Source organism: Deltaproteobacteria bacterium (assembly GCA_019309045.1).
Classification (GTDB): Bacteria; Desulfobacterota; Syntrophobacteria; order BM002; family BM002; genus JAFDGZ01.
In genome coordinates, this window is record JAFDGZ010000009.1 from 45,823 (window position 1) to 63,356 (window position 17,534).

General features: G+C 54.3%; 14 protein-coding genes. 9 read left to right on the forward strand and 5 right to left on the reverse strand.

What is annotated here, in order from left to right; genetic code table 11:
- Positions 1-6: 6 nt before the first annotated feature.
- Positions 7-639: a CerR family C-terminal domain-containing protein gene (locus tag JRI89_03440; protein MBW2070287.1), complete on the reverse strand. Its 633-nt coding sequence runs from the start codon at positions 637-639 to the stop codon at positions 7-9.
- A gap of 394 nt (positions 640-1,033) precedes the next feature.
- On the opposite strand from JRI89_03440, the gene JRI89_03445 reads away from it, so the two are divergent.
- From JRI89_03445 to buk, 7 genes are all read left to right on the forward strand, one after another.
- Positions 1,034-2,065: an efflux RND transporter periplasmic adaptor subunit gene (locus JRI89_03445; protein MBW2070288.1), complete on the forward strand. Its 1,032-nt coding sequence runs from the start codon at positions 1,034-1,036 to the stop codon at positions 2,063-2,065.
- A 3-nt stretch (positions 2,066-2,068) separates the two neighbouring features.
- On the forward strand, positions 2,069-5,203 hold the full coding sequence (locus JRI89_03450; GenBank protein MBW2070289.1) for a multidrug efflux RND transporter permease subunit: 3,135 nt from the start codon (positions 2,069-2,071) through the stop codon (positions 5,201-5,203).
- A 44-nt stretch (positions 5,204-5,247) separates the two neighbouring features.
- On the forward strand, positions 5,248-6,825 hold the full coding sequence (locus tag JRI89_03455; protein MBW2070290.1) for an efflux transporter outer membrane subunit: 1,578 nt from the start codon (positions 5,248-5,250) through the stop codon (positions 6,823-6,825).
- A gap of 46 nt (positions 6,826-6,871) precedes the next feature.
- Entirely contained in the window at positions 6,872-8,191 is a 1,320-nt protein-coding gene (locus tag JRI89_03460) for an aldehyde dehydrogenase family protein (protein MBW2070291.1), read from the forward strand.
- Between the two features lie 378 nt (positions 8,192-8,569).
- Complete coding sequence (locus JRI89_03465; GenBank protein ID MBW2070292.1) at positions 8,570-9,499, forward strand: hypothetical protein; 930 nt, start codon at positions 8,570-8,572, stop codon at positions 9,497-9,499.
- Complete coding sequence (locus JRI89_03470; protein ID MBW2070293.1) at positions 9,486-10,403, forward strand: phosphate butyryltransferase; 918 nt, start codon at positions 9,486-9,488, stop codon at positions 10,401-10,403. Before JRI89_03465 ends, JRI89_03470 begins: the two co-directional genes overlap by 14 nt.
- Positions 10,387-11,469: a butyrate kinase gene (gene buk / locus JRI89_03475; GenBank protein MBW2070294.1), complete on the forward strand. Its 1,083-nt coding sequence runs from the start codon at positions 10,387-10,389 to the stop codon at positions 11,467-11,469. The genes JRI89_03470 and buk overlap by 17 nt, the downstream gene beginning before the upstream one ends.
- A 284-nt stretch (positions 11,470-11,753) precedes the next feature.
- Here the strand turns inward: buk and JRI89_03480 are convergent, their stop codons facing one another.
- Both JRI89_03480 and JRI89_03485 read right to left on the reverse strand, forming a co-directional pair.
- Positions 11,754-12,182 (reverse strand): FKBP-type peptidyl-prolyl cis-trans isomerase, encoded by a 429-nt coding sequence (locus tag JRI89_03480; GenBank protein ID MBW2070295.1) that lies wholly within the window; start codon positions 12,180-12,182, stop codon positions 11,754-11,756.
- A gap of 194 nt (positions 12,183-12,376) precedes the next feature.
- Positions 12,377-12,541 (reverse strand): hypothetical protein, encoded by a 165-nt coding sequence (locus JRI89_03485; GenBank protein MBW2070296.1) that lies wholly within the window; start codon positions 12,539-12,541, stop codon positions 12,377-12,379.
- A 505-nt stretch (positions 12,542-13,046) separates the two neighbouring features.
- Between JRI89_03485 and asnS the strand changes: the two genes are divergently transcribed.
- Entirely contained in the window at positions 13,047-14,432 is a 1,386-nt protein-coding gene (gene asnS / locus JRI89_03490; protein MBW2070297.1) for an asparagine--tRNA ligase, read from the forward strand.
- Between the two features lie 63 nt (positions 14,433-14,495).
- On the opposite strand, the gene JRI89_03495 is transcribed toward asnS, so the two are convergent.
- Together JRI89_03495 and JRI89_03500 are read right to left on the reverse strand one after the other, a co-directional pair.
- The gene (locus JRI89_03495) at positions 14,496-15,335 is read right to left on the reverse strand and encodes a VWA domain-containing protein (protein MBW2070298.1); all 840 of its coding nucleotides are present in this window, start codon (positions 15,333-15,335) and stop codon (positions 14,496-14,498) included.
- On the reverse strand, positions 15,332-16,438 hold the full coding sequence (locus JRI89_03500; GenBank protein MBW2070299.1) for an ATP-binding protein: 1,107 nt from the start codon (positions 16,436-16,438) through the stop codon (positions 15,332-15,334). Before JRI89_03500 ends, JRI89_03495 begins: the two co-directional genes overlap by 4 nt.
- An 80-nt stretch (positions 16,439-16,518) precedes the next feature.
- Between JRI89_03500 and JRI89_03505 the strand changes: the two genes are divergently transcribed.
- Complete coding sequence (locus JRI89_03505) at positions 16,519-17,454, forward strand: hypothetical protein (GenBank protein ID MBW2070300.1); 936 nt, start codon at positions 16,519-16,521, stop codon at positions 17,452-17,454.
- Positions 17,455-17,534: the final 80 nt, after the last annotated feature.

The following is a 17,534-nucleotide window of genomic DNA, read 5'->3' on the forward strand; positions in this document are numbered from 1 at the left end:
CTTTGATTAGTCCGGATATTTCCCAACCGCCTTGATCCCCGCGAGAGAAAATCGACTGACGTGGTCGGCAAAACGCTTGATCAAATCAGTAGAAAGGGGCTGACCTAGTAAATACTCCAGATCGCTGCGCCTGATGGTATGAAGGGTGCGGCACTGATTGATAATACTCATTTCGCAGAACAACACCATTTCATCACTCACTTTAGTCCCCATAATCTTGCGGATGATCCCCAGCAGTACCCGTCGCCGAGGTTCGATCAGCTCGTGCCAAATGTCCTGTATTAGTCCGGTGGGATTGGCCAATTCCATAAGATATAGGCGAGTGAACTCCCCCTCAGCGCTCTGGTCTGTGAAGTATTGTATGAGGGAATGAATGTAGATTCGCAGTTGCTCCTCTGGAGAAGAGCTACCAGAATCAGGCAATACAGGTCCGCCGCTCTTTTTAAAGGCATGAATCCAGGCCTGGCTGTACAGAGCAGCCTTGTCGCCAAAGTGATAGTTGACGGCAGCCACGTTGGCCCCGGCCTGCCGGCAGATGTCGGCCACCCTGGCGCCCTGGTAGCCCTTTTCAGCAAACACCTGACAGCCGGCCTCCAGAAGTCGCTTGCGTGTTTCCTTGCCATCCTCTCGTACGGCCATAAAGGATCTCCTTGTCGCATTGTTCAGAGATGCCGGTCTCAAGAAAATAAAATGATAATTTCAAATCCTTGCTTGACATTAATGGGGAAAACCTTTAGATTCGCAGTTAATTTATATTTTAAATATCCATTTGAAATTGTCAAATAAATTTCGTCCTTGCATCTGAATTAAATTCACAGGAGTCGAATAAGAAATGAAATACTATGTTCGCTCAATGTGCACGCCGTCGACTTTCGCGGCAGGGGTTGCCTGTTGGAGATATCTGTATCATAGGGTGGCGAAAAGCGGCCGCCTCAAAGTATATGTGTTGCTACTGCTGGTTATTTTTTTGTCGACGATCTTTTCGAGTGGTCTTGCCGCTGCACCTCCAGGTCCAGGAGGTGGACCACCGCCGTTGGTGAGGATTGTTCGCGTCACGCTGCAAGATGTCAACCCTCCGGCGGAATATGTAGGACATGTGGAGGCTATCCAGGCGGTGGACCTGCGAGCGCGGGTGGAGGGTTTTCTGGAACAAGTCAACTTCAGAGAAGGCGATTTCGTCCACGCCGGAGGTCTCCTTTACCTTATCGAACAGGCGCCTTACCAAGCCAGGGTTGCCGCCGACAAGGCCAGGGTGGCCCAGGCTGAAGCAGAGCTCGACCGGGCCTCCCGGCATCTGAAGCGGTTGCGGGCGGCGCGACCAGAAAGCATCCGGGCAACCGACATGGACGACGCCGTGGCCGCTGAGCTCCGGGCGCAGGCACAGCTTGCCGAAGCCCGGGCCACATTGACTCGTTCTCTGCTGGACCTCGGCTACACTACCATCAAGGCACCCATCAGCGGCCGTCTCGGCCGTACTGCTTACACCAGGGGCAATCTGGTGAATCAGGCTTCTGGACCACTGGCCCGAATTGTCCAGATGGATCCCATCCGGGTGGTCTATTCCGTCAGCGAAAATGAAGTGGCAGCCATCCAAATGGCCCTTAAAGATTCTTCCCCGCGTAGCAAGAAACCAATTCTGGTGCCCCGCATCAGACTGCCGAACGGCGAATTATATGAGCCTCCTGGGCGCCTGGACTTCGTGGACAACGAGGTAGATAAAGGCACTGGAACCATAGCTGTGTGGGCGGTATTCGAGAATCATGACAATTTACTGCTGCCAGGACAATACGTTACCGTTCTGGTCAGCCGGAGCAAACCACGAATGCTGCCAGTGGTACCACAGTCTGCCATACAGGAAGATCGTCAAGGACGCTACGTGCTGGTTGTAGATGGCAGCAACCGGGTGCTCCAGCGTCGGGTCAAGACCGGGCCTGTTGTCGGCGCCATGTGGGCCATCGAATCAGGCCTGGCGCCTGAAGACAAGGTCATCGTCCAGGGAGTGCAGAAGGTCCGTCCCGGCCAGATAGTGAAAACTACAATCACTGGCAAAGGACAGGAGAGGTAATACATGTTTTCACAGATCTTTATAGAGCGGCCACGTTTGGCCATGGTGGTCTCGATCATCATCACCCTGGCCGGCCTGATCGCCCTGTTCAACATTCCCGTGGCCCAGTATCCAGAGATCACCCCGCCGGTAATTCGGGTGACGGCAATCTATCCGGGGGCCAATGCCCAGGTGGTGGCGGACACTGTAGCCGCACCCATTGAGAAAGAGGTGAACGGCGTCGACAATATGCTTTATATGTCCTCCACCGCTTCCAACGACGGCCGATATGAGCTGAGCGTCACTTTCGCGGTGGGTACAGATCCTGACATTGACCAGGTCAATCTGCAGAACAGGGTACAGTTGGCAACTTCCAAATTACCCAAGGAGGTGGTTGATCAGGGGATAGATGTCCGCAAACGTTCTGCCAGCATGATGGCAGTGGTCTGTTTTTACTCGCCCAAGAGCAGTCGGGACAGACTTTTCTTGAGCAATTACGTGAGCAAAAACATCAAGGACACTCTGGTGCGTTTGAAGGGCGTCAGCGATGCCTTTATTTTCGGAGAATTGGAATACAGCATGCGGATCTGGATGGACCCGGACCGTTTGACCGCGCTGGGCCTCACCGCTGATGATGTTACCACCGCCATCCGGCAGCAGAATATCCAGGCGGCTGTTGGATCTGTGGGCTCAGAGCCGGTGGCGGACAGCCAGCAGGTCCAGTACACTTTACGGACAAGGGGACGTCTTGAGGATGTGCGAGATTTCGAAAATATTGTGGTGCGTACCAATGCTCGAGGGGGCCTATTGCGCCTCGGCGATATTGCCAGGGTGGAGTTGGGGGCAAGAACCTATGGCCACCGCTCCATCCTCAATGGCGGTCCCACTGTGGCGTTGGCACTCTACCGATCCCCGGGAGCCAATGCTCTGGACACCATGAAGGAAGTGAGAAGCGAGCTCGATCGTCTGGCACAACGACAGCCAAGTGATGTGGAATATCGGATCATACTCGACACTACCAAGTATGTCTCCGCCGCCATCCACGAGATAGAATTTACACTGGTTTTGACCTTTGTGCTGGTGGTGGCGGTGATATTCATTTTCTTGCAGGACTGGCGGGCCAGCCTGATACCGACTGTAACTGTACCGGTTTCACTGATAGGCACCTTCGGAGTGTTGCTGGCCCTGGGCTACAACGCCAACACCGTTTCCCTGTTCGCCCTGATCATGGCCATCGGCCTGGTAGTGGACGACGCCATCGTGGTGGTGGAGAACGTCCATCGGGTCATGCAGGAGGAAGATCTAGATGCCAAGGCGGCGGCTATCAAGGCTATGGGCCAGGTGATCGGACCCATTATCGCTACTACCCTTGTATTGCTGGCTGTCTTTGTGCCGGTGGGATTCATGCCCGGCATCAGCGGCCAACTCTACAGGCAGTTTGCCGTGACCATCTGCACCTCGGTGGTCATTTCAGCCATAAATGCTCTGACCCTGAGTCCTGCGCTCTGTGCTACCTTGCTGAGGCCGCCCCGGGCCATTCGGCGAGGACCACTGGCATGGTTCAACCGCGCACTTGCCGCTTCGCGCAGGGGATATGTGACAGGGACCAGCTGGCTGATCAGGAGACTGCTGGTCGTGCTGCTGCTTCTGACTGGCATCTTCGCTAGCAGCTATTTTCTGTTCACAAGCCGTCCCACCAGTTTTCTGCCCAAAGAGGACCAGGGATACTTCTTTGTGAACGTTCAACTGCCGGAGGCCGCTTCACTTGCCCGCACCAGCGAGGTTTTGCAGCTGGTCACCAGAGAACTCCAGAGCATCAAAGGAGTTGATAATGTCATTGGCGTAAGCGGCTTCAGCCTGCTGAGCGGCAATGCCGACAATGTGGGGTTTGGCATCGGCATTCTTGCCCCCTGGGATAAACGCACTCGGCCCGACTTGCAGCTTGGTGCCATCATGGGGCAGGCACAGAGAAAAGTGGCTGCCATATTCTCGGCCAACATATTTGCCTTCACTCCTCCAGCGATCCTGGGCCTCGGCACAACAGGCGGCTTTGACTTCCGACTGCAAGCTCTGGAGGATCAGAGCCCAATGGAAATTGCCGCCACAACCCGGGCACTGGTCATTGCTGCCAATCAGGATCCGGTACTCATGGGGGTTTTCAGCACCTATACGGCAAATACCCCTCAGCTTTTCGTCAATCTTGACCGCACCAGAGCTGAATATCTCAAAGTTCCAGTCAGCAGGGTCTTCTCCACCCTGCAGGCCCAGCTTGGCTCGCGGTATGTGAATGACTTTAATCTCTATAAGCGTGTCTATCAGGTCAAGGTGCAGGCCGATGCGCTGCACCGTGATTCTGAAGAAGACATAGCTCTTCTCTATGTACGCAGCAACGACGGCAACATGGTGCCTATGAGGAGCCTGCTCTCTCTGTCGACTGTGCTGGCCCCCCAGATTGTAAAGCGCTATAACCAGTTCGCCAGTGTCCAGATCAATGGCAATGCTGCCCCTGGCTTCAGTTCGGGGAATGCCATGGCAGCCATGGAGCGGTTGGCTGCAAAGACCTTACCACAAGGATACGGCTATGACTGGTCCTCCATGTCCTTTCAGGAGCGCAAGGCGGGAGGGAAAGTCTCGTTCCTTTTCGGTCTGGCTTTGCTTTTTGGTTACCTTTTCCTGGTGGGGCAATATGAGAGCTGGACCATCCCTCTACCCATCATTGTCTATATCCCGGTTGCTACCCTGGGGGCTCTTATCGGGTTGTGGGTTGCAGGGCTGAGCCTCAGCATCTACGCCCAGATCGGTCTGGTGCTGCTGGTGGGCCTGGCCAGCAAAAATGCGATCCTTATAGTGGAGTTTTCCAGGGACCGCCGTCAAGAAGGTCTGTCCGTAGAAAAGGCTGCGGTGGAAGGGGCACGGATTCGTTTCCGACCTGTGTTGATGACAGCCTTTACCTTCATTCTGGGGGTGACGCCAATGCTTATTGCTACTGGTGCCGGTGCCAATAGTCGCCGGCACATCGGCACCACAGTATTTTCTGGCATGCTGATGGCCACCTTGGTCGGTATTTTCCTCATACCACCGCTATACTTCGCCTTTCAATCATTTCGTGAAAAAGGACACGCCTGGCGTATACGGCGCCGCAAGGAAGCAGCAAACTGAGGTTTCCCGTTCAGATATTGATGATGTTCCAGAGCGAGACAACTATGAAAACGATCAACTTCATCGGGAAAGGTCGTGCACAGAATAGGTGGTGCTGTCTACGGGCCATTTTGCTGGGCACACTGATGGTTGTGACTCTACCTGGATGCGCGGCGGTCGGCCCCGATTATGTTCCTGTGGAGCCTGAGGCACCGGCAAAATGGCATGCCGAACTCCAGGGTGGTTTGACGGCCGAACAGCTGAATCCCCAAACTCTGGCGCATTGGTGGACGACTCTCCATGATCCGCAGCTTTCCAGCCTTGAGAAACGCGCTGTCGAGGGCAATCTTGATCTGAAAGAGGCAAGGGCCCGAATCAGGGAAGCCCGCGCCCTCCGCGGCATCAGCAAGGCTAATCTTTTCCCTACTGTGGACGCAGTCGGCTCCATCACAGATCACCGCAACAGTGAAAATAGTGGACCGGGAACGGGGCAACGCAGGAGCGAAAGCAACGGCACAGGAACGGACCGGGCCGGCAGCAAAAGTGCCCCAGGGCTTGAGAACAAACTCTATTCCGCCGGCTTTGACGCCAGCTGGGAATTGGATGTATTTGGCGGCGTTCGTCGGTCGGTGGAAGCGGCCGAAGCGAACCTGCAAGCCGCCCAAGAGGATCTGCACGACGTCCTGGTCAGCCTGCTGGCTGAAGTGGCCCTGAACTATGTGGAGGTGAGAGCATTCCAGGCTCGCTTGGCGGTGACCGAAGCCAATACCAAGACTCAGCAAGAAAGCTATGATCTCAATAAGTCGCGCTACCAGGCAGGGCTTATCGACGAACTTGCCGTGCAAGAATCTCTCCGAATTCTAGAGGCATCGCGTTCGCAAATACCGGCGCTGGAGACGGGGCTGGAAGCGGCCAAAAATCGATTGGCGGTGCTGCTGGGGGAGCAGCCCGGCACACTTCATCGAGAACTGGCCGCAAAACGACCTATCCCGGTATTGCCGCCAACTGTGGTTGTCGGAATTCCAGCTGACACCCTGCGCCACCGGCCCGACATCCGGAGAGCCGAACGGTTGGTGGCGGCCAGGACCGCTGAAATCGGGGTGGCCACCGCGGATCTCTATCCAAGATTCCGCCTCTTCGGCACCATCGGACTCGAGTCCATATCCAGCGACGATTTTTTTGAATACGGCAGCCGGACCTGGACCTTCGGGCCAGCCGTCTCCTGGAACGTCTTTGATGCCGGCGCCATCCGCCAGAACATCAAAGTGCATACCGCCCGCCAGGAGCAGGCCCTGATTCAATACGAAGCCACGGTCCTCAGGGCCCAGGAGGAAATAGAAAACGTGCTGGTAGCCTATGCCAAGGAACAGCATCGAAGAGAGTCCCTCGTCAGGGCTGCGACTGCAGCTAAGCGGGCCGCTCTGCTGGCCCAGGACCAGTACCAGGCTGGTCTAGTGGATTTCAATAATGTGCTGGACGCCCAGCGCTCGCTCCTCATCTTGCAGGATCAACTGGCCCAGAGCGACGCTGCTGTGACTGCAAACCTCGTACGTCTCTACAAGGCCCTCGGCGGCGGTTGGAAATCTCTGAAGCCGTCTGCCGATAAATCGACAGAATTTGTGAAAGATAGCATGGCTCCATGAAGTTCAGAGCCCTTGGATTCGTGATAAAGGAGAGCTGAAAGACCACATGCCGCCCCGGGTATCCCGGCAGGATCAGCAAAGGGGGAAAATAGCCATGGAAGAGATTGACAGGCGGCTGGAGCAAGTCCACCGTCTTATGAAAGTGTTGCAAGCAAAGCGGGAAGATCTCATCTCTATTGCCATCAAGGACACCGGTTTTACTCGGCGTGAATGCAACATGGAAGTTGACACCGTACTCAGCCGCCTGCGGGGCTTTGATGACATGGCAGACGTGTTTGCGGACCGGCAGCCCCTTTGTGGACCGGAGGAGGAGGTGGCCCTGGTGCTGCCATATAACGGCAGCGCCTGGCTCAACACCGCCATTGTTTCTATCTACCTGGTGGGCAATCGGCTGCGTGTCAAGTTCGCTTCCAGGGATTCCGAGATCGCCCGGTTTACCGAATCTCTCTATCAGCCCATCTTTGGCGATGTCATCCAGTTCGACTACGCTGAGGGCAGAACCTTTTTGCAAAGGGCTATTACCGCCCCAAATATTCCGGCAATCTGCCTATTTGGCTCCGATGTCCACGCCTGGCAGTATCTGCAGCAGGTGAAATCCTATGGCAAGAAATTCGTCTTCGAAGGACCAGGTAAAGATCCCTTCATTGTCCTTGCCGGTGCAGACCTGGACGCTGCCGCCAGGGAGCTGGCCCTGTCAAAGTACCTCTATGCCGGGCAGACCTGCACGGCTCCTGAGCGAGTCTACCTGGAGCAGTCCATCCATGATGAATTCTTGGAGATGTTTCTCCATTACAGCCGTACCATAAAACTGGGAGACCCCGCAGATCCCGCTACTCAGATGGGACCGGTGGCGAGTGAAAGGGCGATCACCGCCATCAAGGCTCAATTGCAGGATGCGGTGGCTCGGGGGGCTAGAATCGCTCTGGGCGGCAAGATTGAAGGCAATCTTGTCTATCCCACTGTGGTGGTGGGTGCAACTCAGGAGATGCTGGGCATGCAGGAGGAGACCTTTGGCCCGGTTTCATTCATCAGTTCTTTTGACACAGTAGAGCAAGCCTTGCAGTTGGCCCGGGACAACCGCTACGGCCTGCGGGCTGCTGTCTACGGCGGTGGCGAAGCAAGGCCTCTGGCAGATGAACTTGTGGGCGAGCCTTATTGTCATCCGGTGGAGGAGATAACCTTCGGCCTCTTTGGCACTGTGGCCGTCAATCAGCCTCGCTCGGAGTCATGGGTAGGGGCGTTTGTTTCCAAGGCGGTTGGCGGCTATGGGCTTTCGGGCTGGATTTGGGAGACGGCATCCGGTGAGTTCATCCTGAAACAGGGCCCCAAGCTGCTCAGCCTGGAGACCTCAGAGGCAGTCAAATGAGAGCGGTTGCTTCAAACGTCTATTTGCTCGAAATTCCTCTTCCTTTCCCACTGAGATTGTCAATCTTTGTCTCCCTCTGGGCCATCATGGATGAATTTTGCTTGACACTGGATATTGGGAGCGATGTATAGGGATACTATGGATCAGTTCTGGTGATGAGAGGAATATAGGTCGATGGACGAAAGATTCAGAGTGGCGATTTTCAAGCATGTCGAGCAGTGGCAAGGGAAGTCAGTCTCACAGCCTGTGCTGCCAGCTATGAAATCGAAGGCATCACCCTGGTCGCGGACTGTCCGGTTCTGATTTACCGGGTGGAGAAACCTCTTTTTTGAAATGTCCCTCCCACATGGGGAGGATGACTTGAGGATGGGCATGGAAATGCTTAGAAGTTTTGCGGAGGTTAAACCTCTAATATCTGGCTTACCGCCAAAGGTGGTAGCAGTGGTATCTCCTCGAAATCATCAGGTCATGCTGGCACTACGCGATGCCTGTAACGAAGGAACAGTCATTCCCACATTCATTGGCAGTCAGAAAACTATTTATGAAACTTCTGAAAAATCCGGATTCAACATTCGGGATTTCTTGGTCATTGACGAAGACGATCCGCAAGACATGGCAGACATTGGGGTAGGATTTTTGGATGATGGTAGGGCCGATTTTTTCCTGAAGGGGCAGATACCCACCTCACATATATTCAAAGCCGTGATCAAGAATCAGGCTAGGGCCACCACTAGGAAACGGTTCAGCGTAGTCACTCTGTGGGAGATGCCAGGGCTGAACAGATTGATTGCCATCACTGATCCGGGCGTCAACATCAAGCCCGATCTTGATGACAAGATTGAGATCGTTCGAAATGCTGTCTCCCTGATGCACTTGCTTGGCTACAGCCGTCCCACAGTTCTCCTTTTATCTGCTCACAGGGGTATGAGCATGGACCTGTCCTCCAGAAGTGACGCCGAGAAAATCAGACAGGCGGTGCGAAAAGGTATGCTTGAGGGCTGCCGCGTAGTCTCAGATTTTTCCCTTTTCGATCTTTCTCTTAAAGCAAAAGCTGATTTCGATTATCAGAACGGGGTAGAGCAACCCCAATTCCCGGACATTTTTCTGGTTCCGAACCTGGAGGCTGGGAACATTCTGGTAAAGATGGACTACATCATAAAGCTCACCAGACGATCGGTCATGCTGGGGGCTTCAGGTCCGCTGCTGCTGCCATCCAGGTCTGACACCTATGATTCCATCAAAGGAGAGATCGAATTTGGCGTCTTGATCTCTCATTGGCTCCGAGGCGGTACCAGTGAAAAGCTTTGAGGATATCCTGCATCAGGCGAAAACAAGGGGAAGAAAGAGAGCCGTGGTCGCCCCCGCGCCGGGCAGTGACATGTCGGCAGCACTCTCCCGGGCAACTGATCTTGGCCTTATTCATTCTATAATTGTTGATAATGATCCTCGTGGAGGACTTGCGGAGAGAAACCCTGGTCATGTCCAAGAAGGCACTTACGATCCGAGTACTGATGATTCGCTATGGCAGGCCGTCAGGATGGTGCGCCAGGGGGAGGCAGATATCTTGATTCAGGGGGCGAAGCCCCTGGGCGATTTCCTGCACATCGTGAAAGACCCGGAGAACGGTCTGGGCACCGCGGCAACTCTCAGCTTTGTCTCTGTATTTGACTCTCTCCAGGCTGGCCGTCTTAGCCTGGTAACCGACACCCTTATCAATGACTTCCCAACACTTGAGCAAAAGATTGGTATCATCAAGAATCTTGTCAATTTTGCCCATGTTCTGGATATTAAGCGACCGAAACTTGCGGTTCTTTCGGCGCTGGAATTGGTAAATCCTGCGATTCCTTCCACCCTGGATGCGGCCATCTTGGCAAAGATGTCCGAGCGTGGCCAACTGGGAGAGGCCATGGTCGAGGGGCCTTTGGACATAGATTGTGCTGTCTCCACAGAAGCCGCCCACCGCAAAGGAGTGAGCCATCCTAATACAGGTCAATTCGATGCATTCCTGCTGCCCGATATTGAATCTGCCTATAGTTTTATGCAGTTTTTGCTCCTGTTTGGAGGCTTTCCAATGGCAGGTGTACTCCTTGGTACCCGCTCGCCCGTGGTCTTAGATCTGGATTTTCAGCGTTCTGCTGCCAGGGTAATTGAACTTGCTATTGCGGTATTAATGGCACCTCGGCTGGAGGGCGACCATGACCTGCTTCTATAAGATTTTGCTATTGAATATTGGCTCTACGAGCACCAAACTTGCCTTTTTTGACAAGGATCACTTGAAGATCCAGGAGACCATTGCCCACACCCCTCAGCAACTAGGCTCTCTCTCTCACTATATGGAGCAGCTTGTCTTACGCAAGGAATGCATTGAAAAATTCTTGTTGAAAAACCGGGTACTGTTTGATCATCTGGACTTGGTCGTAAGTCGCGGCGGTCTTACCGCACCGGTTTCCTCCGGGGTGTATCTCATTGATGTAAGGATGTGTGAGGACCTGCGCTCCGGGAAATACGGCCGGCATCCCACCAACCTGGGACCGCTCATCGCCTACGATTTGGCAAAGCAGGCCGGCACCCGGGCCGTGATTGTGGACAGCCCCAGCACTGACGAATATCATCCTCTCGCCAGGATCTCCGGCATTCCGGAGATTGAGAGAAAGAGCGCGTTTCACGCCCTCAACCAGAAGGCTGCGGCGAGAAAGGCTGCAGACGAAATTGGGATTCCTTATGAAGAGAGCAACATGGTCGTGGCCCACCTAGGTGGCGGCATCAGCATCGGTGCTCATCAGAATGGCAGGGTCATAGACAGCACGATCGGTCTCGGGGAAGGTCCGATGACCCCGGAACGGGCTGGGAGCCTTCCAACTCTGGAGCTCCTTCGGCTTCTAGAGACAGAGAAATTTAACCTAACAGAATTGCGTAGGCGTCTCACATCTGCAGGTGGTTTGCTTGGATATCTGGGGACGAATGATCTCAGCAAAATAGAAGAAATGATCAGCCAGGGAGATGAGCGGGCGCAATTGTTGCTGCGAGCAGTGGCATATCAAGTTGCCAAAGATGTCGGTGGCATGAGCACGGTGCTGGACGGCGATGTGGATGCAGTCGTGTTGACTGGTGGTCTGGCCAACTCTAGAATGCTGGTGGAATGGATTAGCGGACGGGTCGAGTTCATCGCGCCGGTTAAAGTGTATCCTGGAGAGAATGAGATGCTTGCTCTGGCCGAAGGCGCTCTCAGGGTTCTATCCGGAGCAGAAGCAATCAAGCGTTACCACCCTGCAGGGTAATTTCTTAGCGTTAGCTTAGTGAGTGCACTCAATGTCTAGAAAAGAACTTTATCTGTATACGGTATGATCTTGAGGCTGAGAAAATGTGGGCTTGCTCCATACCTCAAGCGCTTCCCACTCAAACTTGTGTAAACCCTCTGTTGATGTACTGGTGCTCATTTCCTGCAGTTCAAAACTTTCTGGGTCTGAGAACTCTGTGACAGATACCCATGGCGTTTTCAGATCCAGAAGCAAGGCAAGCTACTTCTGAGCTCGTGACCGGACATGGGCTGACAGCAAAATATTTATAGTATTTTCATGAGAGTGATCTTGAAAGTGATACTTTGCCCGGCAAGAGGGTCGTTGGCATCAAGAACTATGTTGTCTTCAGTAATGTTTTTCACGACGACAAGAGCAGTGGTGCCGTCGCGCAACCGTACTTGCAGTCTCTTTCCCAACTCTAAATCCAGGTCTGCGGGAAATTCGGATCTTTCGAATATGAACAGAAGGTCCTTCCTGTAGTCTCCGTAGGCCTCTTTCGGCGATAGAGTGATTGTCTTTGTGTCCCCTTCGATCATGCCCACTACAGCCTCTTCAAAACCTGGGAGAACGCTCTTTTGTCCTATGATAAATTCAAAAGGCTCTTCTCCCACAGTAGAACCGAATACGGTCCCATCTTCCAAGGATCCAGTGAAATGCACCCTTACTTTATCCCCTATTCTTGCCACAGCCATTCTTTCTCCTTTTCCTTCCCAAGACTGCTGCTCAGAGATGCCAGGATGTTGCGCCAGGTTCGCCGTCAGCAAAACAACCGCGGCCGGCTAAGGCCACACAACTCAACAGGCAGCTGAACATCTCCCAACGGGCTAAAGAGAAAATCAGTCTGCCCCGGCTGTTGTTGTCATGAATCGATGCAACAGTTGCCACGCTATTCTTTTGCTTCAGCCGCTGGTTCTTTGCCAGCGTCCAACTCCTCTGCACTGCCTGCGCCTCTCTTCCTGTTCAGCCGCCGTTCCATCTTTTTCTGCGCTTTCAACTTTCGTTTGATTTCTTTCTGTCGCTTCTTGAAGCTGTGTGGACTGGGCTTTGCCAAATCTCCTCCTTTTTTTGTGTCGCTTGTCGCTGACCAGATGCAGCGCCCTGCCAGCCAACCCTGCGAGCATTCACAGGACTGCTGCTCTGCAATCGTTCACTGCCAGGACAGCCCCAGTGCAAACGAAGCTGCCTGTCCTGCCTTTTCAGGTCGACAAAAAGACCCCGAGCCTTGCACAGGCTTAGGGGTCACTTGCCAGAAGCAATAGGCAACTCCCCTTTAGCTTGGCATCTTTCCTCAACTATGTCAACCAGTTGTTTGGAGCAACCGCCTCAGCCTCGTGCTGGCGCTCCTGTTTCTCAAAGGACAGCAGGTAGTATACTATCCGATTATATGACTTATCTGCTCTGTAGCGGATTTACTTCAGAGGCAATCTATGGTTTATTTTGCTGGGACAGCCTGGCAGGAAAAGCGGTCGCTGCTGCCTGCCTGGAATGCCCTGCCTGAGAAATGTGCAGGAGTTTTGCAACAGGAGGCAGACACCTCCTTGTGAGGAGAGGTCCTGATGAGAAGAATAAGGGTTGTGGAGGCTATTCACTCTGATATTCCTTTGGAGAGCATCCTGATCAAAGGATGGGTTCGCAGCAGAAGAGACGCCAAGGGCTTTTCATTTCTGGATGTAAATGACGGCTCCTGTCTGAAAAATATCCAGGTGATTGTGGATGCAGCGATTCCGGCCTACCAGATCCTCAAACGAGTCAATACCGGCGCCGCCGTAGAAGTGGCGGGCTCTCTCGTGGACTCGCCTGGCAAGGGCCAGAGGTGGGAGTTGCAAGCCGATGATCTCAAGCTGATAGGCGCATCTGAGCAGCAGAGTTATCCGTTGCAGAAAAAGCGCCACACAGATGAGTTTCTCCGGACGATTGCTCATCTCCGACCGAGGACTAACAAGTACGGGGCCCTGTTTCGCATCCGTTCGGAGTGTTCGTTTGCCGTACACCAGTTTTTCAGAGAGCGTGGATTCTTTTTGCTCCACTCACCTATCATTACCGGCTCTGACTGCGAAGGAGCCGGAGAACTCTTTAGAGTAACCACTCTACCGCCTCTGGCCCACTCCCTGCCTGCAGGAGAGAATCCCTTTGCTGAAGATTTTTTTGGCAAAGAGGCGAGTCTCACGGTTTCCGGGCAGTTAGAGGCAGAAGTATTTGCCTGCTCTCTGGGAAATGTCTACACTTTCGGTCCCACTTTTCGGGCGGAGAATTCCAACACCCCTCGCCATGCGGCCGAGTTCTGGATGATCGAGCCGGAGATGGCCTTCGCTGATCTAAATGACAACATGGATCTGGCGGAAGAACTGGTCAAGTATTTGACTACTCACATCATGGAGCACTGCCAGGAGGACCTGGAGCTGTTCATGAGATTCGTGGACAAGAATCTCCGGACAGCCTTGCAGGTTATTGTGGAAGAATCCTATGCGAGAATTTCCTACTCGGAAGCGATCCAGGTTTTGCAAGGTTCAGGCAAAGAGTTTGACTTTCCTGTGGAATTCGAAGCGGATCTCCAGACCGAGCACGAAAGATATCTCTGCGAGAAACATTTTGGCAAGCCTGTGATCGTCTACAACTATCCAAAGGAAATCAAGCCCTTCTATATGCGGCTCAATGACGATCAGCGAACCGTGGCCGCCATGGATCTGCTGGTACCCAGGGTGGGAGAGTTGATCGGCGGCAGCCAGCGCGAGGAGCGCTATGAAGTGCTGCGAAGACGTCTAGTGGAAAATGGTATGAATCCTGAGGATTACTGGTGGTATCTAGACCTGCGGCGTTTCGGCTCTGTACCCCACTCCGGCTTTGGACTCGGCTTCGAAAGATTTCTCATGATGGTCACCGGGGTGAGCAACATCCGTGATGTCATCCCCTTTCCTCGAACTCCCAAGCATCTGGAATTTTAAGATAAAATATTTTTGAACAACAAGTTGCTCTGCTATTGTCGCCAGGCTGCCAACCCAGAGGCTTCATAAGGGCAGTTCGATCACCCCGTGCAACCGTATCTTCTCTGCGGATATATAGCTGGCCCCCATGGCGCGGGCCAGCTGGGGGCCATAGCCAAAGCTACAGGGATCTTCCTCGGTGTCCACGAAAATGCTCTCGATTCCTGCTGACTTTACCACAGAAGCATAGTGCATGGCTTCGTCGTACGGGTCGCTGTATTCGAGGGCCACATTACCTCTGCCGTCGGAAACCACCACCAGAACGGGCCGCAGTTGGGCATTTTTCCGCTGCTGGCGTCGAAGAAGGACCACAGCCTCTTTGAGGCCGAGACCTAGAGGCGTCTTGCCGCCGACAGAGAGCTTGCGCAGGTGCTTTCTGGCCACCAGTGGACTTCTGGTAAAGGGGAGAATGAGCTCGGTCTGGGCAGCCCTGAAGGCGAGCAGCGCCACCTGGTCCCTCTTGTGGTAGGCATCGGTGAGCAGAGAGAAGACAATGCCTTTGGTGAAGGTCATCCTCCGGTTGGCTCCCATAGAGCCGCTGGCGTCCACCAGAAAGAGTATGGTGGCAGCTGTGGCCTGCAGCCGCACCTTTTCTCGAATGTCCTGGGTGGCGATCCGTATGAGCCTGCGAGTCTGACGGCTGCACTGGCGCCCGGCAGCAGCTCGCAGGCTGGCGTCCAGGGCAATGCTTTGCGGCCTTCCCAGTGGAAGCCTGCTCTTGATATAGCGGCCGCCGGCGGTGATGGCCGCCTGGCGCGGTCTGCGACCCCGGGGCAGCCGCTTCTCCTGCCGCCTCGCTCTGCTCTGGCTCTTGACCACTAGAGGCGGGCCAATATCGAAGCGTCTGCCCCAGTCAAGGGTCAATGAGCCTCTGCCTGGGAGTTTTTTTTTAACCGCACAGAGGCCTGGGGCTTCTCCAGGGTGCTCTCCTCAACTTCGATTACCTTTTCCAGGACCTGGTCGATTTTTTCGAGAGGCGACTGTTCATCAGCGGGATCTATGCGCAACCGGTGCGGCAACACGAGCTGGGCAGCTGTGGCCACCTCCCGCAGGGTGACCTCGTTCAGGCCTGCATAGGCGGCCAGGGCTGTAGCTGTCTTGGCCATGGCAATGTCGGCCCGGTGACCGTCCGTGCCTGCCATCACGGCCAGACGGCTGATAGCAGCGAGGGATTTGCTGGAGAGCTCCACGCGGGCCACTCTTTCTTTGGCTTCAAGGATGTGATTTACCAGGGCCTGTTCTTTTTGGCGCCATTGTGAATAGAAGGCTTGCGGGGCACGTTCAAAGCTGAGGCACCTCGCCACCACTTCACACCGCAGGTTCTCGTCGTCGATGCCTGTCACCTCGGCACACAGAGAGAAGCGGTCCTGCAACTGGGGCCGCAATTCCCCTTCATCCGGATTCATAGTACCCACCAGGATGAATTTGCTGGGATGGCTGTAAGAGATTCCTTCCCTTTCCACCACGTTTACCCCCATGGCTGCCACATCCAGAAGTATGTCAACCAGATGATCAGGCAGGAGGTTGACCTCATCCACGTAGAGAAATCCTCTGTGAGCTCTGGCGAGCAGACCAGGCTGAAAGGCCTTCTCTCCCTGACGCACTGCCTGCTCGATATCCAGTGTTCCCAGGACCATTTCCTCGGTGGCACCCAGAGGGAGATCCACCACTTTCATCCGTTCCTGAGCAGTGGGCATGCTCTCGTGCCGTTGGTAGCGTTCCAGGCATCGTTGGCACATCAAACTGGGATCTTTGGGATGACAGCGGAACAGGCAGTCGGCCACCACCGGAACAGGAGGCAGAAGACTTGCCAGGGCCCGCACTGCGGTGGATTTGCCGGTGCCGCGCTCGCCGCGGATAAGCACGCCGCCGATCTCTGGATAGATCAGACTGAGAACCAGGGCTTGCTTCATGCGCTCCTGGCCTACAATTGCCGTGAAGGGAAATGGTAGGCGATAATGTTTCATAGCTTGACACTTTTAGCAGAATATGGTCAGTGAAGAAAGTTTTTTTCGCACCTTCGAGCTGCGTTGAAAGAGCGGTTTCTATGGCAGCATTTGCTCTCCCAGAGGATTTTTTCGCAGAAGAGTTCTTGCAGGAGCTGCTGGAGCTGCTGCTGCGCAAGGCAACGGCCCTCGACCAACTGACAGCTAGAGACTTTGGACCGCGCATACTGCGACAGCAGGAAGCAGAAGCTCTTCTGGCAGAGGCTATGGAGATCTGCCATGAGCTCCTCCATTGGCAACCAGCTCAAACAGTGAAGCCACGCCTGGTGCTTACTCGGCGGCTCAGTAGATTATGGGGTCGGACGATGATCCTTTTTTTGCTGTTCGTTCCCCTCTCTATGCTGCTTTTTTTTCTGACAGCCAGAGTGGCAGATTCCTCCTCTGCCTACTGGCTTGTCCGCGGCGCCATTTTCTTCTTGCTCGCCGTTCCCCTTTTGATCCACAAACGCACCCGCATCAATATCGAACACCAGTGCGGCTATGTGAGAGATGCTAGAGGCCGCTCAGCTATTGTCATCGACCAGCTGCCCAGAGTCCAGTTGCAATCCTATCTTGCCCATGAGTACGCTCATCACCTCTATGCCGATAGGCAGGCGAGCGAGAGCCTGGTCTGGCGGCGGCATGGCTGGGCGCGACTGCTGCAGTGGCAGGCAGTCAAACAGCTGGCAGCGCGTTACCAGAACCCGGCTTTTCACTACCATGCCCTCGAGCAGGTGGTGGCTGAGTTGAAGTTTGCCTGCGAGTTGATACTGCGCAGCAGGCAGAGAAAGATGCCCAGACCGTTGCAGCGCGTTCCCACTTTGTATCAAGCGAACCCCTTGCGACGTCTGCTCACCGGAGTGCCGGGATACAATACCAGCCGTCTTATTGAGCACGCCGTTGGTACTGCAAACGTCTTTGTCCGGGCGAAGCAAAGCGGTTTCGCCAGCGTCCTCAACGAGGAACTACTACAGTCCACAAGCAGCGCAGTCCACTGACAGCCAGTCATCTTCATGCAAAGAACTCCAGTTGGGACATAACTGGCCTCGCAATTAATCATTGAAAAAGAGCAACTGGT